We start from the raw sequence: 23664 nt of genomic DNA on the forward strand, positions 1-23664 counted from the left end.
AAGCCCGGTGATGGTTTGTGCTTGGCCTCTGCGCCGGATTTGCAGCGGATAGCCCGACGGCACGGAGCGTTGTCACCCTGAGCTTGTCGAAGGGTTGTGCGTTGGGCGTGCCGGAACGCCCAAAATCATTTCACCACAAAGGTCTTCTTCTCTGGCCCCACTCCTGTTAGAGTCAAGCTTTTCCAATTCTTAGGCAACACGCTTTTTATTTGCGTCAATCCTTTCGGTGTTATTTCCACGCCGCCAAAACCCATGATCACCGCCTGCAAAACACCACCGGCGCCGGTAGCAAAATAAGGATTGGTTCCTCCTTTCGTTTCGGCAATCACACGAAACGGCGGATTAAGGTTTGGCACGTACGCATCCTGAAACCAATGATAGGCTTTGTCGGCATTGCCAAGCCTTGCGTACAAAAGCGCAAACACGCCCTGCGTCATGGCCGGCGTGCCTTCATTGGGTACGCGGGTTGAGTAATATTCCAGGTCTTTTTCAATTTGTTTTGCGTCGGTGATTTCTTTCAATGGATAAGCCAACAAATTCACGTCGGCTTGCTTGATGCCTTCGCCTTTAAAAGCGGCGTGTTCCTGCGTTACGCCATTTTCCATTTTTAAAACAGGGATATTGTTCGCCACGTTCATCCAGTCGGCGTTAGGCGCAATGCCTAAAATATTCGCAGCTTGCGTAACGTGTTGCAAATTGGCTTTTGCAGCCGCATTCGTAAAGGCATTGTTGTTTACGTTCTCGGCCCACTCATCTGCCGCCACAACGTTCTTAATGTCGTAATGACCCGGCCCGTTTCTTTCAACACGCGAAGCCCAAAAATCCGCCGTTGCCGAAAGTATCGGCCAGCCTTTTTCGCGAAGCCATTGCTTGTCCTGCGTAACGGCATAATAATTCCACGCGGCTATGGCAACGTCGGCTGTGATGTGGTGTTCAAAGGGTCCGCTGAGTGCCCACACAGGCGTTTCTTCCACGCCGCTTTCGGCGCTTTCCCACGGAAACATCGCGCCTTTAAAACCAACGGCGAAAGCGTTTCGTTTTGCCGCGTCCAATCGTTGATAGCGATATTCAATCATGCTCTTTGCCAACTCCGGCTTCATTACCAGCAAAGCAGGATACATCCATAGTTCCGCATCCCAAAACACATGACCGTTGTAACCCAATCCGCTCAATCCCATCGGCGAAGGCGAAAGCGCCGTGCCCTCTCTTACAAAAGAATAAAGATGATACAACATGCTGTGCACGTCTTGCTGCGCCTGCGCATCGCCTTCAATCTGAATGTCGCTTTTCCAAAGTTCGTTCCATGCTTTCTGATGAAACTGCAAAAGACGGTCACGGCCTTCGAGCTTTGCGTAAATGGTGAGCCGTTCGGCTTCGTTCAGAGGGTCATCGTGGTGGGCAGACGTGATGGACGAACCGGCAATCGAAAAGCGGTAACTCTCTCCCGTTTTGATCGTTTTCGTAAACTTCATCAGGTGCATGTTGTTGTCCCACATTTCGTGAATTACACGTGGCTCCTGTCCGTGCGGTTCGGGAAATAAAAAAGTGTTGGACGCACACATCAACAATTTTCCCGTTGGTGATTTTGCGGTTGACGTAAGAAGGCTGATGACCACATGCGGCCTGTCTATTTCGTTGTAATAATTCTGCACATCACGAAGGGCATCCGGTGCTTCCATTACGCTGCTGCCGGTAATGCTGATATCTTTTTTTGCGGTGATCGTTATGTCCATCAACACCGTAAAAGGCAAGTGACGGAGCGAGTAATAGGTGTATGACACAGATGCCTTATCGCCGTAATCAAAGCTTGTTGCAAACGATGCTCCGTGCATGTCGAGGCTTTGCTTCATGTTCGAAGCACCCGCGTTGTTTACTTCACGGCCGTCAACCGAAAGGCGCATGTTGAGTAAATTAAAGCTGCGCAGAAAATTGCTCACGCGGCCGCGGCCATACAAATCGTAAGCACCGGCCAGCACTACGTCCTTTACTTTAAACACATCGGGTGAAGACACAATGCCGATCATGCCGTTGGCAACGGTAACGCCGTAATAATTGGAAGGATTAATGTTGGCAGCTTCAATCTTCCAGGGATCTTGCGAAAAAACGCTGAACGAGAAAAACAAAAAGAAGAGAACGAACAAGCGGTTCATGTAGCAATCATTTAAGTAGCGTTGAATTTACATGAATTCGGTATAACTTGACCGCCAAACGACCGACGTTTCTTATGCGAAAAGGAATTGTTTACCTGCTTGTATTTCTCCTTTTATTTTTTGGCATCCTCTACCTCGTTATTCCTAACCGTGTATCCTTGAATGAAAGAGCTGATTTAACCGCGAACGAAAAGGCATTTGCCCGCGTTTTTCTGAACGAAACAAACTGGCCACAATGGTGGCCGGGTGAGAAAGAGCGGGTACAAGACGCATCTGCCAATTTTGTGTACAACGACAACAAGTACACAATCACGGCCCGGCGCTTTACGTCTTTGGTCATTTCTATTGCGCACGGTGAAGATTCTGTTTCCACTGAGTTGTTTTTAGTGCCGGTGCGAGCCAACCGCGTGGAATTGGCCTGGGTTGGCGCAACAAATACAGGCACTTCTCCCCTTGCCCGCATAAAAAAATATGCGTGGGCAAAAAAGCTCTCCGCCGATCTTCATTTGCTGCTGCAAAGGATGCAAAGCTTTTACGCTAACGATGAAAAGCTTTACGGTTTCCAGATTCTGGAAACAAGGGTTGTTGATTCGTTGCTCGTTTCCACGTCAACGGTGACGAAAGAGAAACCCTCAACAGAGGTAGTTTACGGGCTGGTAGATAAGCTGAAGGCCTTTGTACAAAAGAATAATGCAAAGGAAATAAGTGCGCCCATGCTGAACGTTTTTAAGAACGACAGCACCTATTTGACCCGTGTGGCTATTCCTGTTGACAAAGCCCTGCATAACGAAGGCGATATTGAGTTTAAGCGAATGCTCGCGAAAGGGAATATTTTAACCACCGATGTAAAAGGCGGGCCTTGGAAAGTGGAAAAAGCTTTTGCAGAAATGGAAAATTTTGCAAACGACAACAACCGCACTGCGCCGGCCATTCCGTTTCAAAAATTAATAACCGACCGCAGAGCCGAACCCGACACAAGCAAATGGATTACGAAGATTTATTGGCCGGTGATGTGAGGTGAGACGTGAAACGTCAAACGTGAAACCGTGCCTGCATTTCGTTGCAATCATACTAACGGTAGTAAGTATTTATTTCGTTGGGAAATAAAACAGCCTATCAAAGAATAGGCTGTAGTACAATGTTTCTCCAGTCTCACTTTTGGCGTTTCACGTCTCACGTACTCACAATCCCAGCACTGCTTTCAGTTTCATATAACCGGCTTTGCTAACCAACAGTTTTTCTCCCGTTCGCAGAAGGGCGAGATGCGATTCTTTTTCATAAGGATCAATCCGCGTGATTTCCTGCACGTTTACAAGATAAGAACGGTGAATGCGCACAAAACCATTAGTGGGCAAACTGCCTTCGTAAAAGCCCATGGTTTTGGCTTTCAAAAAAATTCCTTCTGCCGTGTGAATCTTCACGTAATCGTCCGCCGCTTCTAAATATTTTATTTGATGCACGTTGATGATTTTTATTTTGCCACCGTTCTTTACCACAATGCGTTCGGCTTGTGCAGGACTTTGCGGTGAATTCTGCACCAATTCTTCTACCGCTTTCTTTTGCTGTGGCGCCGCTGTTTGCGCCAGGCATTTTTCAACGGCTTTGTTAAATCGTTCCTGGCTGAACGGTTTCAAAAGATAATCCACCGCGTGGGCTTCAAAAGCTTTAATGGCGTATTCATCAAAGGCTGTTGTGAAGATGATGGCTGGCGGTTCTTCAATCAATTCCAGCATCTCAAAACCGTTGATTTTTGGCATTTGAATGTCGAGAAAAACAACGTCGGGTTTGTGCAGTTGAATGGCTTTTACGCCTTCAAAGCCATCGTTGCATTGAGCCGCGATTTCTATCTGCGGAAAGGCTTCTAAATATTCCGTTACAACTGAACGTGCCAAAGGTTCGTCATCAATAATGACCGTTTTCACGACTGAGGAATTTTGATGGTGGTAATGAATAAATTTTCGTTGGTGGACGTTTGCAAAAGATCGGCCCTTGCGAAAAGAAGGTACAATCGTCTTTGTACCGAACTTAATCCAAAGCCTGCGCCTTTTTTTGGCGAACTTGTTTCGGGGTCAAAAGGATTTTTTACCTGGATAATTAGTTGACCTTCGGCCCTTCTTGCTTCAATGCTGATGGTGATGTCGCCGGTAGTATCGTACAAGCCAAACTTGATGGCGTTTTCCACCACCGGTTGAAGCAGCATGACAGGCATCCTCGTTCCTTCTGTTTCATTTTTTACAAGGGCTGATAAACGATGCCCGAAACGCACCTTTTCTATTTCAAGATATAATTGTAAATGCTGCAATTCTTCTTCCAGCGGTATCCAGGCTTTCTGATCTTTTTTTAATGTGCCGCGCAAAAATTCGGAAAGCTGTTGAATCATCGTTCTTGCTTTTTGCGGTTGCGAGACAACGAGTGCGTTGATGGAGTTAAGGCTGTTAAACAAAAAATGCGGTTGCAATTGCTGGCGCAAATTATTCAGCTCCGCTTCTTTTGCAAGTGCGTCGGCTTCGGTTCTGCGTTTGTCTGCTTCTTTTTGATCTTGCAAGGTGTACCACAACACGCTGATGAGCGCCATGCAACCAATGACGAGAAAACCCGTTGCACCACGTATTACCAGCGATTGCGAGAAAAAATATTTGTACTCGTTGCCTTCTTCCAGCAAGGAAAGCAAAAGCGTTCGTGTAACGGCTAACCACAACAGCGTTAGCACCGTGCAGAAGGCTAAGAGATATGTGTACTTGTTTTGAGACGGTAAATAATATTGCAGCGTTAAGGTTACCAACAAACCCGCGCAACCAAGGAGCGTGTTAGAAATGACACTGTCAAAAAAAGATACCGGAACGGAGTACCCGCCTTTTTGCAACACGACGAAATGCAAGGTCGTCCACGTCCACCACCAGGCGCCAAAGGCCACGCGAAAACGAGTTGTGTGAAGAAGGGATGAAGCCAAGGAATTAAGCGGTTTGAATGGTGAAGGAAGCAGGCTGTTTCAAAAGTTGTGCGGCCTTGTGGTGCACGAAATGACAATAGGAATGCGGGTCGTCTGTTTCTTTGATCTGCGAGAAAACTTCAGCGCCGTCGCTTAATTCATTCAACGAATAAATTTCCGGCACGTTGATGAATTTCCATTGCACCAGTTGTTGGCGTTTGTTGTAAAAAATTTCTTCTTCCTGCACGCCAATGCTACGGCCTTTGTGCAGCGCTTCTTCTTCATTGTGCGCAGCGAGAAAGCGCAGTTGTTCGTCGAATTGCGGCGTGTGTTGTCCGTCGCCGCAAACAATTTGATAGACGAGTTTTACAAGATAGCTGTTCATGGTTTCTTTCTTTATGTTGCGAATAAGGGCTGCAAATGCACTGTGCTTTTTAAAAGACAAAAAAGAAAAGCCACAGAAGGTGCAACACCAAAACAAAAAAGACAATTTGTTCCATGTTTGCGTAGTTGTTGGTTTTACTGTTCGATTGACCAGAATCGCTAATAACTTTTTATTTCCAGTCCACCGAAGATGCAGGTGCCGTCAAGGTAGAGCACTTTTGCCGGTGCCGAACCCGTAGCCGGCGGACGCTTGTCGTCCACACCGCCAAAGATGGCCACCACATCGCTTTGCACTTCCCAGTCGGGCGGAATGATGAGCTTTGTGCCGCCAAACATGTTGAAGCAATCAATTACCGCCTTGCCCCTAAAATCGGCCTGCGTTAAATTAATTTCCGCACCGCCCATAAAGGTTGTTACATCGCCGCCTTTAAATGTTTTGGAAAGAACGTTTTTTTTCACCCCCCCAAATACAGCGGTAGCATCAATTGTATCGTTTCCATCTAGTGTTGCTTTGTGCCAATCATTGCTACCGCTTTCTGTTGCACTTGTAACAACCACAGCCTCGTTATCAAATCTTTTCCGGTTGTCGAAATCGTCGCCGCCGGGATCACCCGGACGGCAACGGCGATTTCTCGGACGAAAGATGACGAACAGTCCCGCAGCAATTAACAACATGGGCCAGAGATAAGGCCGCAGGTGCATGTCGGGCGAAAGATTGTCCGCCAAAAAGATAACGCCGATAGCCAACGGAAACAACCAGCCAATACCGCGGAAACGGTGCCGCACGCCGCTAAACAAACCAATCGCAATAAGCAATACCGGCCACGTAAAAAACCAGGCGGGAAAGAAAACGGCGCCGCTGACTTTCAGCAAAAGAACAGCGCCAATGATCAGCATAAACAGGCCGCCAAAAATGCGTCCTCTTTCGCTGCGGCGACGGCCACGACGGCCCCACCGTTCTTCTATTCGTCTTTCAAATTCTTGTTTGTCCATTGTTTTAAATTTTAATCAAAGAAAGGCAAGGCAGGCAGCGAAGTCAAGCGAGGATAGGTAAACGGAAGACGTTTTACCGGTAAGCAGCGGTGTTTTTCCGGTAAATGCAGATTGGAGTTTGTGGTTGACGGGTTGTGCGCCGATGCTTTTCTTCTCCTTTGCTCCCTGGCTCCGTGCGAAAATATTTTTTATTGACCAGAAACAGGAACAACGCTTGAGCTTCTGTGCAGTTTACCCTGGGTTTGTCGAAGGGTCGCACTCGTGTGCGCCTTGTTCGCTACGCGGCAAGAATTTAACCACAGAAAGCTACAGCGAAAATTCTCTCTGGCTCTTTGTATAAAGATCTCCGTGTTCTCTGTGGTTAAAAATGATGAATAAAGTTCAAAGCGTACAAGTGTGCGACGCAACCGGCGATGCCGTGAAAAACAAAAGCTGGCTACATAAAAAGTCCTTAGCGGTTTTGTCCCTTTGCTTCTTTGCAGGAAACCAAACTGAAAGCCTCACTCCGTTCCCCAGCGAAAGGAATTGTTTTGCAAACCCACAAGGTCAATCACACGATCAACAACCGTAGCAGCAAGCGCTTCAAAGCTATCGGGCTTGCTATAAAAAGATGGAGACGCAGGACAAACTATGCCGCCCGCCAACGTGACGGTTTCCATGTTTTTGATGTGAAGGAGATTGTACGGCGTGTCGCGGATAACGCAAACCAATTTCTTTCTTTCTTTCAACATCACGTCGGCGCCGCGTGTGATTAAATCATTGGAAATGCCTGAAGCAATACGGCCTAATGTGCCCATGCTGCACGGAACGATGATAAGCGCATCGTACTTTGCCGATCCCGATGCAAAGGGCGCGGAAAAATCTTTTGTATTAAAGATGCGGGCTTCGAATTGCTTGTATGCTTCATCGGCCAGTTCGGTCTTCCAAACTTCCTTTGCGTTTTCGGTCATTACAACCGAGAGTTCGGCAATCTGTTCTTTTAAAGCCGAAAGCTTTTGCAACAAAACTTTTGCGTAAATAGAACCGCTGGCGCCGGTGATAGCAACTGCAATTTTTTTCATGACAACTTTTTCAATATGCAAAGGGCAAGATGCAATGAGCAAGCTTTGACGATTGCTCATTGCATCTTGCTCGTGTTCTACATTCCTGGCTTCGGCGCATTTACGCTGTTGCCCACTCTTGTTTTGTTTACGTTTTCGTTGCCGAGGTTTTGCAAAATCCAGTTCGTCATCTTGCTCCATAAATGGTAGGTCGTGTTATCCGGTCCGCCGCTGATGCTGTGGTTTTTATCGGGATAATACATCGTTTCAAAATCCACGTTGGCTTTCACCAAAGCTTTTACCATTTGCACGCTGTTTTGAAAATGCACGTTGTCATCGCCCGTGCCGTGAATAAGCAAATATTTGCCGCGAATTTCCGAAACGTGGTTGATGGGCGAATTGTCGTCGTAGCCTTTGGGATTTTCCTGCGGCGTACGCATGTAACGTTCGGTGTAAATGTTGTCGTAATAACGCCAGGACGTAACCGGTGCAACGGCCACCGCCGCACTGAAGGCATCCGCGCCTCTGGTGATGGCCAGTGAACTCATAAAGCCGCCAAAGCTCCAGCCCCAGTGACCAATGTTGGATGCGTCAACAAAAGGCATTTTCGCCAGCCATTTGGCCGCATCAATCTGGTCTTCAATCTCAAACTTGCCAAGCTGCAAATAAGTTTTCTTTTTAAACTCCTCCCCGCGAAAACCCGTGCCTGTGTTGTCAACCGATACCACGATAAACCCCCGCTGCGCCAGCATTTGGTGCCACATGCTAACGGCGCCGAAACGGTTGGCCACTTGTTGTGAACCCGGTCCGCCGTAATTGCAAAACAAAACCGGGTATTTTTTTGCAGGATCAAAGTTTGCAGGCTTTAACATCCAGCCATTGAGCGTATCGCCTTTGGTATTCGGCACACGAATGAACTCTGATTTGCCGAGTGCGTATTGCGCCAATAGTGATTTCAGTTTGGTGCTCTCGTTCACCACTTTATTCTTTACAACTGAAACCTTTCCGTTTGCATTTTGCAAATCATAAAGTGTAACGGTTTGCGGCGTGTTGATGTCAGAGTAATAATCGTAAAACTTTGTATTGTCGCCGTTCAGTTCAACGCGGTGCCAGCCGCGGCCGGCGGTTAACTGCGTTATTTTTTTTCCTGCAAAATCGGTTACAAAAAAATTGCGGTCCATCGGCGTGGGATAAGCCGCAGTGTAATAAATAAGGCCCGCTTTTTCATCAATGCCGTCGATGCCCGTTATGTCGTAAGCCGTTTTCGTAATCTCTGTTTCCGTTTTGCCATCCATGCTTTGGGCATAAATACGTGACCAGCCGTTCTTCTCGGAGCGGAACAAAAACTGTTTGCCGTTTTTCAGGAAATGCCAGTCGTCCTCGCCATCAATGTCCACGTAGTATTTATTTTTCTCTTCGTACAGCGGAGAAGCGTTACCGGTAATGGGATCTGTTTGCAAAAGCTTTAAATCGTTCTGCTTGCGATTCATCCAGAATACGACGAGTTTGTCGCCGGTTGTCGTCCATACAATGCGCGGAATGTAAATGTCGCCCTGATCGTATTTTGCCGGTACCGTCTTACCGTTGGCGATATTGTAAATGTGGATGGTGACGGTAGAATTGCTGTCGCCGGCTTTGGGGTATTTATAGCGGTATTCACGATTGTGTTCGTCGTTGTAAAAGGTGATGTTGTATTCTTTCACGCGGCTCTCGTCAAACTTGTAGTAAGCCAGATAAGCACCGTCGGCGCTCCACTGGTAAGCCTGACTAAAGGAGAATTCTTCCTCGTAAACCCAATCGGCGTTGCCGTTAATGATGTTGTTCCATTTGCCATCGGTTGTTACCGCCGTTGTTTTGCCCGAAGCGATGTCGTAGAGATAAAGGTTGTTCTCAAAAACGTAGGCAATCTTTTTCCCGTCGGGTGAAAAGGTCGGGTGAAGAACCTTGCCTTTGTTCAGCGAAACTGTTTTCTTCGTCGCTACGTCGTACACATAAACTGTTGCCTTTGACGAACGCCGGTAAATGGGTTCGCGGCCGTTGAAAAAGAGGATGCGTTTCTTATCGGCACTGACTTCATATTCTGAGGTATTCAGTGACTTGCCCGTTTCGTCTTTTACATCTTTCGCATCAAAAAGCGAAGAATTGTCTTCAGCGGCAAAGCCAGGAACAAACTCGCCGCGAAAGGTTCCTTTTTTGTAAATGTCTTCAAGCGTAATCTGGCTGTTTTGCGCAAGGGCAAAAAGGGGGAGAAATAAAAATAGCAACAATCCCTGTTTCATTCTTGTACTGATTTAAGCGATAAAAATAAGGCAAGTGCAGATACGGGGAGTGGCCTTTAAACCCAACCTATTCAAAGAACAAGTAGAAGATGTGCCGGGGAACGGTTAGTGAATCATGTGCAGGTAGTTTGCAATGAGCGTGCAGACATAAACAATCGTCAGCAAACCGGCGCTCAAACAAATGCAAAGTGTCCGGCGATTTCTGCGGGCGGCAATGCGTTCGTAATGGACCTTGTGAAATTTGCCGTCGTCGTCAATGACGTAGTCGTCTTTTTTTGTCCGGGCAACAACCCGCATCCAGGCGCTGGCCGACATGTCGTGTCCAGAACCTTTGACTTCGCGGGAAGAGGCCAGTTTTTGAGGCTGTGATTTTCCAGAAAGCAGAATGTAATTGTCTTTTTTAAAGCTGATCGTTGCGGGATTTGTTGCAGTAGCAAAGAGCAGAGAAACGAGCAGGAGGAGGAAAAATTTTGTGTTCATAACCGTTGTTTTTCTGACACAAAACTTGCCCTTCAGAGACCCCTAAGTCAAGGTAGGAAATGCGGGTTTTGAAAGTGGGGTAAGACTACGGTTAAAACGTTTTTAGAAATGCGTAGAAATGCGGTTATCCACAGTGTGCGTAGAAATACGTATGAAAAGGCTTGGTAATATGAAAAGGAGTTTTTAGATTAGAAGACGATTCCCGCCTGTTGAAAGCTCCTATGACTCGAGAAAACATTCTATGACTTATTTCTTAATGTTTAAAATTCCGATTATGACAAAAAGCAAATTGTCCTTTCAAACTTTGAGTTGGGTATTTATCTTATTTAGTGTAGTAGTTACATTCTCCGCATTCAAACTGAATACGGGATATCCGCAACCACAAACCGAGATTACTTTCTTCACTCAATCATTGTCGAAGCAAAAAGTAACTGACCTTTTATTACAAACTAAGGCTGACCATTACATTTTTCAGAGCTACTTAAAAAAAGATGTTAACCATCGAGAAAAGTATGATTTGATGGTTCATATTTACGACTCCAAAGACTCTCTATTAAATTCTACAGAAAAAAAAATATTTAAGCGTGAACCCTCATTAACTAAATACGTCACAACAGAAGATGTAGCCTTAAGCATTTTTGGTCAGGGTAGAGCGCAATTTGACCATCTTATTCAGCAACATCCAAATTACCAAAATTTAATCTTTCAGCCAATCGAGTCGGGTACCCAAGGTATTATTACTTACAGGGTTTCGTCAGACGCTACGAAACAACCACTGTATTCGGAAAAAATATTTAAAAACAACGAATATATTTTGGGGGTCTTTAGTAATGATAAGCAACTGTTGACGCCAGGTGATGATTATTTCGATTTTAACCCATCGCCTCCCAGAGCCACTAACTAGCATCGTTGCCAACAAAAGGGAAGAAAAAGTTACATTTATTTTCCTCGAATGGGAAGCTATATCCAAACTATACTCGATTGGGCCGAAGTGTGGACGCTTTTAATACCAATTTATTATTTCTTTCGAGCTGAAAAAAAAGCCGAGTATATGAGATGGGTTTCGATATACATTTTCGCTGCATTTATCATCAATCTTTTGGGGGATATTATTTCTGATTATGGCAAACAATTAGGCTTCCCTCATTGGTTGCAACGGAACGTTTTTTTATATAATGTTCATTCTGTAATCCGATTTATTTTATTTAGTTCATTTTTTAATTCACTTAATCAACCTTTATTTAAAACTGCAAAACGAATCATCCCATTTGTGTCAATCCCTGCGGTAATCATTTACTTTTGGCGGTTTGAGAACTTTAATAACCAAGAACATATCAGTGGGTATTTTCTTGCAGCGGAAGCTTTTTTACTTCTATTGTATTGTATGCAGTACTATTTGAATCGAATAAAAGAGGAAAGCACCTTCACAGCGAAGGAGCCGAACTTTTGGGTCGCGACAGGTTTAAGCATTTATGTAGTTATCAACTTTTTTGTGTTTCTGTTTTATATACCTGTACTTAACGAAAACTCTGGAATTGCTGATCGTCTTTGGTCTATTCATAATCTCGCATACATCACTTTTTCGATTTTTCTTGCAAAAGCATATGCGTTATGCTAGAGATTCAACCATTGCCTCTACTTTTTTTTGGTGTTGCCGGGATGTGTATCTTATTTGGCAGTTTTATGTACGCATTTATAATTAATCACAAAAAGAAACTCCAGCATCAGCAAGACATGCAGTCGCTCCGCGAGCAGCAACAAAACAGCCTCATTGAAGCCGCCATTCGTTCCGAAGAACTCGAACGTCACCGCATTGCCGAAACCTTACACGACGAAGTTGGTGCAATCCTTTCTTCTACCAAGCTTCATCTTCAAGGCATTACTCATACAAACCTTACCGAAAAAGAATTGCAACTCTTTCAACGCAGCAAAGAGCTTTTAGACGAAGGCATTCAAAAAGTTCGCGGCATCTCGCACAACCTGCACTCCAACATTTTAAAAGAATTTGGCCTCAACGAAGCCATTCGCCACTTTATGAAAAAAGTAGTGCAAAGCGACATGCTGCAAGCCACCACGGAACTCGACGACAATTACGTTACCGAAAACCCCGAGAACGACATCAGCATTTACCGCATGGTACAGGAACTTGTCAACAACATTTTGAAACATGCCGGCGCTACCCGCATTCACATTGCTTCCGTTTACAATCAGTCGCAACTAAAACTCACCATCTCTCACGACGGCCGCGGCCTTAGCCAAAAAGAATTTGAAGCCTTTCGTTACAGCAAGGACGGACTTGGATTGAAGAACATTCAGAACCGTGTAATTTTATTAAGAGGAGCCATCAATTTTGAAGCAAAGCCGGACGACAACCAAATAACCCTTACCCTTTCGCTGCAAACCACAATGCCATGAGTAAAATAAAAATCGCCATTGCCGACGACTATAAAATTTACCGCGACGGCCTAAAGGTTGGTCTTGCCGCCGACGACAATCTGGAAGTTGTGCTGGAAGCCGATAACGGTGAAGAACTGCTGAAAGCCTTACCCGATGCAAAGCCCGACGTCATTATCATGGACCTGAAAATGCCGGTGATGGACGGCATGGAAGCCACCCGGGAGGTGCGCAAAAAATTTAATCACGTGAAGGTGCTGGTGGTAACAATGTACGAGGACGACAAGTTTATCATTCACATGATGGAGAACGGCGCCAACGGCTACTTGCTTAAAAACACCGATTCGGAAGAGTTGCGCAAATCCATTTACGCGGTGCACGAAACGGGTTATTATTTTAACAACATCGTGAACAAGGCGCTTTTAAAAAAGCTTATCCTCAAAGGGAACATCAAACCTTCTTTCAATCAAAACATTGAATTTTCGGAACGAGAACTGGAAGTATTAAAACTCATTTGCGAAGAAAAAACGGCGGCGGAAATCGGCAAGGAACTTTTCATCAGCGCAAGAACCGTGGAAGGGCACCGCACCAAACTGATTGAAAAAATCGGCGTACGCAACACGGCGGGCTTAGTAATGTTTGCGTTGAAGAACGGAATTGTGGAATGATTACCGATATTGGGATATTCAAATACAGAAACCTTTCATTGCTGTTGCGCGTTTATTTGCCTTTGAACTTCTCCAAAATCTTTTCAATCGTCGCCGTTCCCTGAAAGGTGCCAATCAGCTTTCCTTTCTTATCGTAAAAGGCCATGAAAGGAAAGTTGCGAACGTCGTAAAACGGTATCATCAGGTAATGCGGGTCTTTGGTTACGACGACGTTCTTCATGTTGTTTAATCCATAGTTCTCCGCAAATTCTTTCATGCGGTAAATCGGGTAGGTTGTAATCATCACAATCTGGATTTTGTCCAGCATTTCGCGGCCCGCATAAAGCATTTCCGCTTCGTGCTGACAATGCTCGCATTCGGGGCTAAAGAGCACAATGAGCGTTTGCTTGTTTTTTGCGAGATCATCTTTCGTGAATTTGGTACTGTCAGCCAAAAGAAGTTGCAGCGGCGGCAAAAAGGGAAAGCGTTTGTACGCTGGCGCAATGGTGTCCGTTTGTGCAAAAGCCGAAAACGAAAGGGCTGCAAAGCAAAAGGCTAGCAAGATTTTCATGCGAAAGGTTTCACCAAAAATAACAAGAGGCATTATATGAATGAAAGCGAATTACACGAGAATTGCGTTCCGTGCAGCAGGTACACAAAAGCAAAAGCCCCGCAACCGGTGCGGGGCTTCCTTAAAAATGCTGTAACCTATTAACCTATTAACTCACTTCGCCATACGTTTCTGCAAATTCTCGTCTATCGCGTCGAGAAATTGTTCAGTGTACAAATAGTCTGTTCCGGCCACCAGTTTTTTGTCGAGATGAACGTTCATTGCAAGGTCTTTTGTCATTTTGCCGCTCTCCACGGTTTCGATACAAACAGCTTCCAATGCGTTACAGAAATCAATCAATTCCTGGTTGTTGTCCAATTTGCCGCGGAAAGCCAAACCTCTCGTCCACGCAAAGATGGAGGCAATCGGGTTGGTTGAGGTCGGGTTGCCTTTTTGGTATTCGCGGTAGTGGCGTGTAACCGTGCCGTGTGCGGCCTCGGCTTCCATTGTTTGTCCATCGGGAGTTACCAAAACTGATGTCATCAAACCGAGTGAACCAAAGCCTTGGGCAATGCTGTCGCTTTGCACGTCGCCGTCGTAGTTTTTACAAGCCCACACAAAGCCGCCGTTCCACTTCAATGCACTCGCCACCATGTCGTCAATCAGGCGGTGCTCGTAGGTGATGCCGGCGTCTTTAAATTTCTGGGTGAACTCCGCATCAAACACTTCCTGGAAAATGTCTTTGAAGCGACCGTCGTATTTTTTAAGGATGGTGTTTTTGGTGCTCATGTACAAAGGCCAGCCTTTTTGCAAAGCCATGTTCATGCAACTGCGGGCAAAACCGCGAATGCTCTCGTCGGTGTTGTACATGGCAAGCGCAACGCCGCCGTCGCCGGTATAATTATAAACTTCGTATTCCTGTTTTGTTCCGTCCTCACCTTGAAAAGTAATGGTGAGCTTACCCTTTCCTTTTACTACAAAATCAGTGGCGCGGTACTGGTCGCCGAAGGCGTGACGGCCTACAACGATGGGACGGTCCCAGGTTGTCACCAATCGCGGAATGTTTTTAATGACAATGGGTTCGCGAAAAACGGTTCCATCCAGGATGTTGCGGATGGTGCCGTTGGGGCTCTTCCACATTTGTTTCAGGTTGAACTCTTTTACGCGGGCCTCATCGGGAGTGATGGTGGCACACTTGATGCCAACGCCGTATTGCTTGATGGCATTTGCAGCGTCCACGGTTACCTGATCATTCGTCTGATCGCGGTACTCAACGCCGAGATCATAATATTTAATGTCCAATTCGAGGTAAGGAAGAACGAGTTTGTCTTTAATGAACTTCCAGATAATTCTCGTCATCTCGTCGCCATCAAGTTCCACTACCGGGTTGGCCACTTTTATTTTTTCTGCCATTTTTTTCGTTGTTTGGTTTAAAATAATCGGCAAAACTAAGGCATTACGCTACTCATACTAAAAAAATGTGGGTAGCTTTATACCGCCACTCATAATGCCGCCGTGATGGATTCGATTGCTCCTTTTTTTGCCTTTCTCAACAAGTTCATCGAACTTGAAGAAGACGAGTTTAACCAAATCATTAAGCCGCACATCCAGTTGCGCCGTTTTAGACGAAAACAAATCATCAGCCAGGCGGGCGAAGTAGAACGATACATGAATTTTATTGGTGAAGGTCTGGTGCGCAAATACTTCGGCAAAGAAAAAGAAGAATTAATCACGCAGATCTCGATGGAAGGCCACCTCATTTATTCACAGGAATCGCTGAACAAGCAAACGCCTTCCCACTATTGCCTGCAGGCGATCGAGAACACGACGCTAGTTTCGATTGAGTTTAGTGATTTGAACAGCATTTTTGCCACCAACGCAAAAATGGAAAGACTGGGCCGGCTTGTAGCCACCGAAATTACCGTGCTGAACGAACGCTGGCAGATGATGCTGATGAAAATGGCGCCCCGCGAACGCTTCCTGCTATTTGTAGAGCGCAACCACCAGTTGGTACAACGAGTGCCGCAAAAGCTGCTTGCTTCTTTGCTAAACATACAGCCCGAAACCTTTAGCCGCTTCAAGCATTTGATAAAAACATCTCCCGGTTCTCATACGGAAGGCGAAACAAACTAACGCAAGACTATCTCACAAATGTTTCGGGTTGTTACCAAGCTTTGTAAACAAAAAATTTTATGTGACCAGCGGCACTAATTCTGTTCCGCTTCTCTTGCCTCGTACCGGCAGGCAAGCAAGAGTGCGAGGCAATAAATCTCAATAGCAGTATTGGCGTTTGGTCCGAAAAAGAAAAACCCCAATCATGTTCCATGATTGGGGTTTTAATCACTGCTGCACGTTGTGCAGAAACCAAAATGATTTAAAAGATTTCTTCGTCGCTGCCGTGTTCTTCACCTTCGTGTTCGTCGCTGGCCTCACCGGCCCCCTCGCCTTCTTCGCCAAAACCCTCGGCGCCTTTTGTAAGATCGTATTTTTCTTCAATGTCGGCAAAGCGTTCGCCCAGCAAACCTTTGGTTCCGTATTGGCTCGGTGGAATGCCTTCTTTGCGAACAACCGATGGATACGTAACCTTTGGATTTTCTTCTTTTGACACGTTGATCAGTTCTACCTGAAAGGTCCAATTCTTGGCAAAATCATAAACGTAGATGAACTTTTGATTGGGGTCGTGAATTTCGGTACCGATGGTGGTTTCTTTCATAAGCAAGGGAGCGGCTTTGTACTTCTTGTCATACCGCTCCAGCGAAATTTCGCGGCCTCGTTGCCAATGGTCGTTGCTGCGGTAAAACGTTGCCGCGTGTTTGCTGTCAAAATCATAAGCCTTTAAGATGATTTCGTGCAAGTCGAAAAACGTTTGCTTGTGACGAATCACCACATCGCGGTACACGCTGTCGTCTTCTTCAAAATAAATCCTGAATTTCAGAATGGCCATACGTTGATAAAATGTGAAACGTCAAATATAATGAGAATGCAGGAGTCAGGAGACAGGAGTCAGGAGATAGAATTCTTAAATAAACGTAATCTCTTTGCGAAGAGAAGGGACCGTCACTCTGCAGAAGTTTCCGCTTCTCCTGTCTCCTGTCTCCTGACTCCTGACTCATTCGCTCTTAGTCCACACTCCTCTCCCTTTTGTAACATGTAGGCAAATGCCGCTTCGTAGTTGTTCGGAATTTGCCCGTCGAGGATGGCGTCTTTAATGGCATCCTTGATAATGCCCACGGGCTTCGATGGACGAAGACCAAAGGTTTGCATGATGATTTCGCCGGTAATGGGCGGTTGCCATGTGCGAATTTTGTCGTTCTCCTCCACTTCTTTACAGCGTTCTCTCACCAATTCAAAATTCTGCAGGTAACGGTTCACTTTGTAACGGTTCTTTGACGTGATGTCCGATTCGCAAAGCTTCATCAGGTCATCAAAGTCTTCGCCGGCATCAAAAAGCAAACGGCGAACAGCGGAGTCGGTGATGTTTTCCTTGGTAAGAGAAATGGGCCGTAAGTGAAGCTCCACCAACTTGCGAACGTATTTCATTTGTTCCCCCAGCGGCAGTTTTAACTGGTTGAAAATTTTCGGCACCATGCGGCCGCCCACTACTTCGTGGCCGTGAAAGGTCCAACCGTGACCTTCCTCAAAACGTTTGGTGGCCGGCTTGGCAATATCGTGTAAAATGGCGGCCCAGCGCAACCACAAATTATCCGAACGTTCGGCCACGTTATCAAGTACCTGAAGGGTATGATAAAAATTGTCTTTGTGCCCCTTGCCTTCGATGAACTCCGCACCGGCCAATTCTATCATTTGCGGAAAGATGATGTGAAGCAGTTCTGTATCGTACAAAAGTTTAAAGCCAATGGAGGGCATTTCACTTAATATGATTTTGTTCAGTTCATCGGTGATGCGTTCCTGCGAAATGATTTTGATACGATCCTTGTTTCTCTTGATGGCGTGAAAGGTTTCTGGATAAATGCGAAACTTTAGCTGGCAGGCAAAACGAATGGCCCGCATCATGCGCAGCGGATCGTCGCTAAACGTTTGATCGGGATCGAGCGGTGTGCGGATGAGGCCTTGCTTCAAATCGTCAAGACCGTTGAAGGGATCCACAAAGTTGCCATAGTCTTCTTTGTTCAGGCTAACGGCCAATGCGTTGATGGTAAAGTCTCTTCGCTTCTGATCGTCTTCAACCGTACCGGGTTCTACATCGGGCTTGCGTGAATGACGCTGGTAGCTTTCTTTTCTTGCGCCTACAAATTCCAAATCAAAGCCATCGCTCAACCGAAAATGCGCAGTACCAAAATTTTTATAGAGGCTTACTTTGGGGTGAGGCTTAAATGCCTTTGCTGCAAGCGTTGCCAGTTCCAGCGCATCGCCCACACAAACGAAGTCCGCATCTTTTGTGGGCCGGCCCAGTATTTTATCGCGAACAAAGCCGCCGATCAAATAACAAGGCAAACCGAGCTGCATGGCGGCTTCCGAAATTTTTCTAAATGCTTTTTCTTCCCTTTCTGTAAACTGAATTTTCATTGAGGGACAAAGATAGAGAAGTGAAGTTGGAGGTTTAGGTTGGAAGTCGGACGATAAAATACGCAACCAGCGGTCAGCACTTCAAAGTCCAGCGGCTGACCATCTGATTCAATTCTCTCCTGGCTTAAATACTTCTATAACATCCAACGAATCAACTTCGGAGTACATTATACAAGCCCTCTCCTCTCCATTTAATAATTTGCGAAGGCTGCGAGGGTGTTTTATCCTTCTGCCGCCATTGCACAACGTAATCCACATTGCCTTTGATTTCATCGATGACTTCATCAAAAAATTTTGGCGAAGGCTGCCCGCTGATATTAGCCGACGTGGAAACAATTGGTTTGCGCAAACGCTTGATAAGGTGGCGGCAAAACTCATCTTGTACAATACGGATGGCGATGGAGCCGTCTTCGGCAATTAAATTATTGGGAAGGTTTACAGCATTATCAAAGATTATCGTTGTTGGTCTCGTTTGCTGTTGAAGAAAATCAAAGACGGCTAAATCCGCTGCGGCCACGTATTTCAAAACATCCCGCTCTTCGGCCACAAGAATGATGAGGCTCTTGCTGTCGTCGCGCTGTTTGAGCGAATAAATTTTTTTTATCGCTTCTTCGTCCGTTGCATCGCAACCCAATCCCCAAATGGTATCGGTGGGATAAAGAATAAGGCCGCCACTTCGCAGGACATTGAGTGCTGCTTCTACTTCGGTTGTAAAATCAATCATCATGCTTCTAATTTTTGGCGCACGGCCAATAAAATATTTTTTGTTTCCAACAGTTCAAGGCATTGCGGCGTGCTAAACTGCACGCAAACATTTTTGGCGCAGGGCTCGCATGAAAGTTTGCCGAGGCGAATGACGCGAAGAAAATCTTTGTTGTACGGCGACGTGTTGTTTTCATTGCCCGCACCAAACAAAACCACGGTTTGCGTACCCAATGCATTGGCAAGATGCGCCGGCCCAGAGTCGGTGGTAAGCAACAGTTTTGCCGAAGCCAGAACCTGCACTAACTCTTTCATGGTCGTTTTCCCTGCGACACTCTCAATGTCGTTTTTTTCCGGCAAATGATTGAACACTTCTTCCACAAAATCTCTTTCGCGGGAACCACCAATCAATACAATTCGTTCATCAAAACTTTTGCGGACTGCGGAGATGATTTCGACGGCTTTTGCCGGCGTTAATCGCCGCGACGAGGCTTCGGAGTTGATGTTTATCGCAAGGTAATCTTGCCGGTGAAAAGAATGATGAAGGCGCACGTCAACATTATCTGCTTTCCGCCCCGTAAAAGCTTCCAACAAATTCACGTACTCTTCCACGCGGTGAAGGCCCCGGGGCTTGGCATAAGCGTTCGTTAGCAGAATGTTTCTTCCTTCGTTCTTATAGCCTATTCTTTCTTTTGCGTGGGTAGCAAAACCCATCAACGCTGCGGAAAAAGAATCGGGAAAAGAAACGAACAAATCGAAGCGTTCAACGCGGCGAATCTTTTTTCCAAATTGCCATAAGCCTTTCGGGCCTTTGTATTGGTCTTTGTCAAAAACGAATTGATGTTTGGATAAAGGAAAAAAAGGAAGCAGTTCGTGAATGCCCTTTTTGGCCACCACGCACACTTCCGCACCCGGGAAAAAAGCCGGGATCTGCTGAAGCGCACCAGCCGCCATCACCATATCGCCCAACCAGTTTGGCAAACGAACCAGAATTTTCATCTTCTATACTATGTTTGCAAAAATAATTTTTGAAGCGATGAACTTACGCGAAACAATTGAACAGGCATGGACTAACCGCGAGATGATGAGTTACCAGGCCTTCCAGGACGGTGTTCAGAAAGTGGTGGAGGAAGTGGACAAAGGCCGCCTTCGCGTGGCCGAACCAACCGGGGACGGCTGGCAGGTAAATGAATGGGTGAAGCAGGCCATTCTCCTGTACTTTTCGCTACAACCAATGCAAACCTGGCGGGTAGAGCCGTTTGAGTTTTACGACAAGATGTTGCTGAAAAAAAATTACAAGGAACTGGGCGTTCGTGCAGTGCCTTCTGCCGTGGCTCGATACGGAGCTTACATTGCCAAAAATGTAGTGTTGATGCCTTCCTACATAAACATTGGCGCTTACGTAGACGAAGGCACAATGGTGGACACATGGGCGACTGTAGGCAGTTGCGCACAAATTGGCAAGCACGTTCACTTGAGCGGCGGCGTGGGGATTGGTGGTGTGCTGGAACCTTTACAAGCTGCACCGGTGATCATTGAAGACGGTTGCTTCATTGGTTCTCGTTGCATAGTAGTTGAAGGCGTAAGAGTAGAAAAAGAAGCCGTGCTTGGCGCCAACGTAGTGCTGACACAATCTACCAAAATTATTGACGTAAGCGGTCCGCGTCCGCTTGAATACAAAGGCCGCGTACCAGCTCGCAGTGTAGTCATTCCGGGCACGTATCCAAAACGTTTTCCATCGGGAGAATACGGCGTCAGTTGCGCCCTGATTATTGGCCAGCGCAAAGCCAGCACCGATTTAAAAACAAGCCTTAACGATGCGCTGCGTGATTTTAATGTAGCGGTGTAAAAAGTTTTAAAGATGAACGGTTCAAAGTTTAAAATTTTGACGTGGTTCTCTATATTTGCACCCCCGCCCGGGTGGCGAAATTGGTAGACGCACCGTCTTCAGGTGGCGGCGCCGCAAGGTGTGCTGGTTCGAATCCAGTCCCGGGCACAAACAGTTATTTTAAGGCAATCCTTCACTGGATTGCCTGGTATTTGTCGGTTTGATGCCCGTTCATCGTAGCCGAGGTATATGACACACCGATTCAGATTTTTCATTTTATTACAACTGACACCGGATATTTTCCATTTCATGTTTGATGATAGAGCTTAATTCTTTACAACGCTTGTTGTTACACTCGCCGGTTTCAACCCCTCTCCTCTCGCAACAAAATTAACCTTGCTGCGTCCTCCGTTCGACTGCACAATTACCTGGCATTTCCCGCTGAATAATTTTCTTTTCCATTGCTGCCCTTCTGCGTATACATCCTGCTCATGACTACTTGGATCGCCATTGCCAACACCAATCATTTTTCCCGATCCGCTTAAATCAAACAACAATTCGTTATCCGCATCCGGAACTTCTTTTCCCTTCCCGTCTATAACGGAAACATTGTACACCACGACATCTCTCCCATCTGCATTCAGGTCCTCTCTATCCGCCACAATTTTTACTTGCACACCTTTGTCGGTGGTCGTTACCACATCTTCCAACTTCTTTCCGTTTTTAAATGCAATTGCTTTTAGGGTTCCGGGTTGATATACCACTTTCCAAACCAGATGTCCGTTCAGGGGCATTGTTTTTTTCCCTAATGACTTTTCGTTTAAAGACAACTCAACCTCACCCGCATTACTGTTACACCATACCTCAATTGTTTTCCCTTCCATACCGGCATGATTCCAATGCGGATAAATCTTCAACACATCTTTATCGCTCCACCAACTTTGATAATAGTAGTAATTGCTTTTCGGAAAACCACAGACGTCCATGATGCCGAAATGTGAATTGATGTTCGGCCATTCGTATGGCGTGGGTTCGCCGCGATAATCAAAACCAGTCCACACAAAGCCACCAATTAACCATTTTCTTTCTGCAAACATCCTCCACCAGGTTTCCGACGTGCTTGCCCAGGATGGATAGTTGCTGTCGTAATCAGGAACATAAGCGTTTACGGTATCGATAGCGTAAATGCCACGAGTGCAAACCGTACTGGCCACCTCGGTACCAATAATGGGTTGTGCCGGATGATCCCTGTGGTAAGCGTCGATATTGCCAATGTGGTAATTGAATCCGCGTACAGGAATAACCTCATTCACACCTGTAAAATAGTTAGGCATGTTGGCAGCATAAGTTGACAAGCGTGAAGGATCGATCTGCTGCTGAAGAGCAATCATTTTTTGCGCTATTCTTTTACCTAAAGAATTGTTTTGAACCGCCGTTTCTTCGTTGCCCACACTCCACATGAAAATGCTGGGATGATTGCGGTCGCGGCGCAACAATTGTTCAAATTGGTCGAGATATTCTTCGGATGAATTTAGCAGACGGGTTTCATCCAACACCAACATGCCCAAACTGTCGCAGGCTTCCAGAAACTCAGGTGTTGGCGGATTGTGCGTGGTGCGGCAGGCATTGGCGCCCATTTCTTTTAATAATCGCAAACGGTAATATTGCAGTGCATCTGGAATGGCCGAACCCACGCCGGCGTGATCCTGGTGATTGCACACGCCTTTAATCTTGATGCTTTTGCCATTCAGAAACATGCCTTCGTTTGCATCGAATCGTAGCTGCCTGCATCCGAATTTGGTCGTCACGCTATCTAATGTCCTGCCCTCTTTGTTTTTCAAAACGGTTACCAGCCTGTATAAGTAAGGATTGGCCACATCCCACAACTGCGGGTTGATTAACTGCATTTCGTTCTTTACTGTTTGCCTTTCATTAAAGCCAAGGCGGACCGTTTGTGCAGCAACATTCGCTATTTTCTTGCCGGAACGATCAGCGATAAATTGATTTAGAAAAACCGATTGATTGTTGTAGTCATCGTTTTTGATTTCAACGGCCGTGTGCACCGTTGCTTTATCCAGCGAAGGCATATCTGCATATACAAACGTGCCACTTTCTTCCAGATGCAGATTGTTGTATTTGTTCAACCACACGTGGCGATAAATTCCTGCGCCTTCATAAAACCAACCTTCGTATTGTGTGGCATTTACCCGAACGGACAAAACGTTATCGCCGCCATACCGGATGAAATCTGTAATATCTACCGTGAATCCGTTGTATCCCGAGAGGTTTTTCTTGAGGTATTGATTGTTAAACCAAACGTCGGCATCCCGATAGATGCCGTCAAAGGTGACGGAGAAACGCTGGCCACTGTCCGCAGCCGGTATGCGAAAATGTTTGCGGTACCAACCAACGGAAGTGGCCGGAAAGAATCCGCCCACGGGTTTGTAGCCGTGCCTCATTACACCTTTGTCGGGATGGTTTACAAAAGGAAGTTCAACGGCCCAGTCGTGCGGGAGATTTAAAAGCCGCCATGATGAATCAATAAAACTTGCCGAAGCAGCCGTCGTATTTTTTTCGCCTGCTTTGGCAAAAATGGTTTGTAAGGAATAGCTGAAATCTTTTGTTGGATCAGATGCATTGCCCAAAGCAAATTTCCAATCGTTATCGAAATTTATTTTTTGCGAAATGGATTGTCCGTTAACAATGCTTATGTAACAAACTATGGTAAGTAGCAAACAACTTTTTTTCATGATGAGCATTA

The 23664-nt window shown here is 45.9% G+C and carries 22 protein-coding genes and 1 tRNA gene; 8 read left to right on the forward strand and 15 right to left on the reverse strand.

Features of this window, described 5'->3' with window-relative positions; genetic code table 11:
• Positions 1 to 125: 125 nt before the first annotated feature.
• Entirely contained in the window at positions 126 to 2150 is a 2025-nt protein-coding gene (locus FSB75_RS06125; protein WP_146784309.1) for a glycosyl hydrolase family 95 catalytic domain-containing protein, read from the reverse strand.
• Between the two features lie 74 nt (positions 2151 to 2224).
• Between FSB75_RS06125 and FSB75_RS06130 the strand changes: the two genes are divergently transcribed.
• The gene (locus FSB75_RS06130) at positions 2225 to 3166 is read left to right on the forward strand and encodes a GyrI-like domain-containing protein (protein ID WP_146784312.1); all 942 of its coding nucleotides are present in this window, start codon (positions 2225 to 2227) and stop codon (positions 3164 to 3166) included.
• 165 nt (positions 3167 to 3331) lie between these two features.
• On the opposite strand, the gene FSB75_RS06135 is transcribed toward FSB75_RS06130, so the two are convergent.
• The 7 genes from FSB75_RS06135 to FSB75_RS06165 all read right to left on the reverse strand — a co-directional run bounded on the left by FSB75_RS06135 (position 3332) and on the right by FSB75_RS06165 (position 10255).
• Positions 3332 to 4072 carry a LytR/AlgR family response regulator transcription factor gene (locus tag FSB75_RS06135; protein ID WP_227990789.1) on the reverse strand — a complete coding sequence of 247 codons (741 nt, stop codon included), beginning with the start codon at positions 4070 to 4072 and terminating at the stop codon, positions 3332 to 3334.
• The gene (locus tag FSB75_RS06140; RefSeq protein WP_146784318.1) at positions 4069 to 5100 is read right to left on the reverse strand and encodes a sensor histidine kinase; all 1032 of its coding nucleotides are present in this window, start codon (positions 5098 to 5100) and stop codon (positions 4069 to 4071) included. The genes FSB75_RS06135 and FSB75_RS06140 overlap by 4 nt, the downstream gene beginning before the upstream one ends.
• 4 nt (positions 5101 to 5104) lie before the next feature.
• Entirely contained in the window at positions 5105 to 5464 is a 360-nt protein-coding gene (locus FSB75_RS06145; RefSeq protein ID WP_146784321.1) for a DUF4288 domain-containing protein, read from the reverse strand.
• Positions 5465 to 5622: 158 nt separating this feature from the next.
• A complete protein-coding gene (locus FSB75_RS06150; protein WP_146784323.1) occupies positions 5623 to 6456 on the reverse strand; it encodes a LiaF transmembrane domain-containing protein in 834 nt (277 codons plus the stop codon).
• A gap of 500 nt (positions 6457 to 6956) precedes the next feature.
• Complete coding sequence (locus FSB75_RS06155) at positions 6957 to 7517, reverse strand: UbiX family flavin prenyltransferase (protein ID WP_146784326.1); 561 nt, start codon at positions 7515 to 7517, stop codon at positions 6957 to 6959.
• A gap of 77 nt (positions 7518 to 7594) precedes the next feature.
• Complete coding sequence (locus tag FSB75_RS06160; RefSeq protein ID WP_146784329.1) at positions 7595 to 9775, reverse strand: S9 family peptidase; 2181 nt, start codon at positions 9773 to 9775, stop codon at positions 7595 to 7597.
• Between the two features lie 105 nt (positions 9776 to 9880).
• Positions 9881 to 10255 (reverse strand): hypothetical protein, encoded by a 375-nt coding sequence (locus tag FSB75_RS06165; RefSeq protein WP_146784332.1) that lies wholly within the window; start codon positions 10253 to 10255, stop codon positions 9881 to 9883.
• A 274-nt stretch (positions 10256 to 10529) separates the two neighbouring features.
• Between FSB75_RS06165 and FSB75_RS06170 the strand changes: the two genes are divergently transcribed.
• The 4 genes from FSB75_RS06170 (at position 10530) to FSB75_RS06185 (ending at position 13317) form a co-directional block, all read left to right on the forward strand.
• Complete coding sequence (locus FSB75_RS06170; RefSeq protein WP_146784335.1) at positions 10530 to 11159, forward strand: hypothetical protein; 630 nt, start codon at positions 10530 to 10532, stop codon at positions 11157 to 11159.
• Between the two features lie 48 nt (positions 11160 to 11207).
• Entirely contained in the window at positions 11208 to 11873 is a 666-nt protein-coding gene (locus FSB75_RS06175) for a hypothetical protein (protein ID WP_146784337.1), read from the forward strand.
• A 65-nt stretch (positions 11874 to 11938) separates the two neighbouring features.
• Positions 11939 to 12670: a sensor histidine kinase gene (locus tag FSB75_RS06180; protein WP_172623072.1), complete on the forward strand. Its 732-nt coding sequence runs from the start codon at positions 11939 to 11941 to the stop codon at positions 12668 to 12670.
• Positions 12667 to 13317, forward strand: a complete 651-nt coding sequence (locus FSB75_RS06185; RefSeq protein ID WP_146784342.1) for a response regulator transcription factor — start codon at positions 12667 to 12669, stop codon at positions 13315 to 13317. The genes FSB75_RS06180 and FSB75_RS06185 overlap by 4 nt, the downstream gene beginning before the upstream one ends.
• A gap of 52 nt (positions 13318 to 13369) precedes the next feature.
• Here FSB75_RS06185 and FSB75_RS06190 read toward each other — a convergent pair whose 3' ends face one another.
• On the reverse strand, positions 13370 to 13867 hold the full coding sequence (locus tag FSB75_RS06190; protein WP_172623073.1) for a TlpA family protein disulfide reductase: 498 nt from the start codon (positions 13865 to 13867) through the stop codon (positions 13370 to 13372).
• Between the two features lie 153 nt (positions 13868 to 14020).
• The gene (locus FSB75_RS06195) at positions 14021 to 15259 is read right to left on the reverse strand and encodes an isocitrate dehydrogenase (NADP(+)) (protein ID WP_146784349.1); all 1239 of its coding nucleotides are present in this window, start codon (positions 15257 to 15259) and stop codon (positions 14021 to 14023) included.
• Positions 15260 to 15364: 105 nt separating this feature from the next.
• Here FSB75_RS06195 and FSB75_RS06200 point away from each other — a divergent pair, with 105 nt between their 5' ends.
• Positions 15365 to 15979, forward strand: coding sequence for a Crp/Fnr family transcriptional regulator (locus FSB75_RS06200; protein WP_146784352.1), 615 nt, complete (start codon positions 15365 to 15367; stop codon positions 15977 to 15979).
• A 241-nt stretch (positions 15980 to 16220) separates the two neighbouring features.
• Here the strand turns inward: FSB75_RS06200 and FSB75_RS06205 are convergent, their stop codons facing one another.
• The 4 genes from FSB75_RS06205 to FSB75_RS06220 all read right to left on the reverse strand — a co-directional run bounded on the left by FSB75_RS06205 (position 16221) and on the right by FSB75_RS06220 (position 20074).
• Positions 16221 to 16790, reverse strand: coding sequence for an IS1096 element passenger TnpR family protein (locus tag FSB75_RS06205; RefSeq protein ID WP_146784355.1), 570 nt, complete (start codon positions 16788 to 16790; stop codon positions 16221 to 16223).
• A 113-nt stretch (positions 16791 to 16903) separates the two neighbouring features.
• Entirely contained in the window at positions 16904 to 18373 is a 1470-nt protein-coding gene (locus tag FSB75_RS06210) for a CCA tRNA nucleotidyltransferase (protein WP_146784358.1), read from the reverse strand.
• Between the two features lie 151 nt (positions 18374 to 18524).
• The gene (locus FSB75_RS06215; protein WP_227990790.1) at positions 18525 to 19100 is read right to left on the reverse strand and encodes an L-threonylcarbamoyladenylate synthase; all 576 of its coding nucleotides are present in this window, start codon (positions 19098 to 19100) and stop codon (positions 18525 to 18527) included.
• Positions 19097 to 20074: a glycosyltransferase family 9 protein gene (locus FSB75_RS06220; RefSeq protein ID WP_146784361.1), complete on the reverse strand. Its 978-nt coding sequence runs from the start codon at positions 20072 to 20074 to the stop codon at positions 19097 to 19099. The genes FSB75_RS06215 and FSB75_RS06220 overlap by 4 nt, the downstream gene beginning before the upstream one ends.
• 10 nt (positions 20075 to 20084) lie before the next feature.
• Here FSB75_RS06220 and FSB75_RS06225 point away from each other — a divergent pair, with 10 nt between their 5' ends.
• Both FSB75_RS06225 and FSB75_RS06230 read left to right on the forward strand, forming a co-directional pair.
• Positions 20085 to 20924, forward strand: a complete 840-nt coding sequence (locus FSB75_RS06225) for a 2,3,4,5-tetrahydropyridine-2,6-dicarboxylate N-succinyltransferase (RefSeq protein WP_227990792.1) — start codon at positions 20085 to 20087, stop codon at positions 20922 to 20924.
• 65 nt (positions 20925 to 20989) lie between these two features.
• Positions 20990 to 21071: transfer RNA gene (locus tag FSB75_RS06230), tRNA-Leu, on the forward strand.
• 158 nt (positions 21072 to 21229) lie between these two features.
• Here FSB75_RS06230 and galA read toward each other — a convergent pair.
• The gene (gene galA, locus FSB75_RS06235; RefSeq protein WP_227990794.1) at positions 21230 to 23638 is read right to left on the reverse strand and encodes a beta-galactosidase GalA; all 2409 of its coding nucleotides are present in this window, start codon (positions 23636 to 23638) and stop codon (positions 21230 to 21232) included.
• Between the last annotated feature and the right edge of the window lie 26 nt (positions 23639 to 23664).

Origin of the sequence: Flavisolibacter ginsenosidimutans (assembly GCF_007970805.1) — a bacterium.
GTDB lineage: Bacteria > Bacteroidota > Bacteroidia > Chitinophagales > Chitinophagaceae > Flavisolibacter > Flavisolibacter ginsenosidimutans.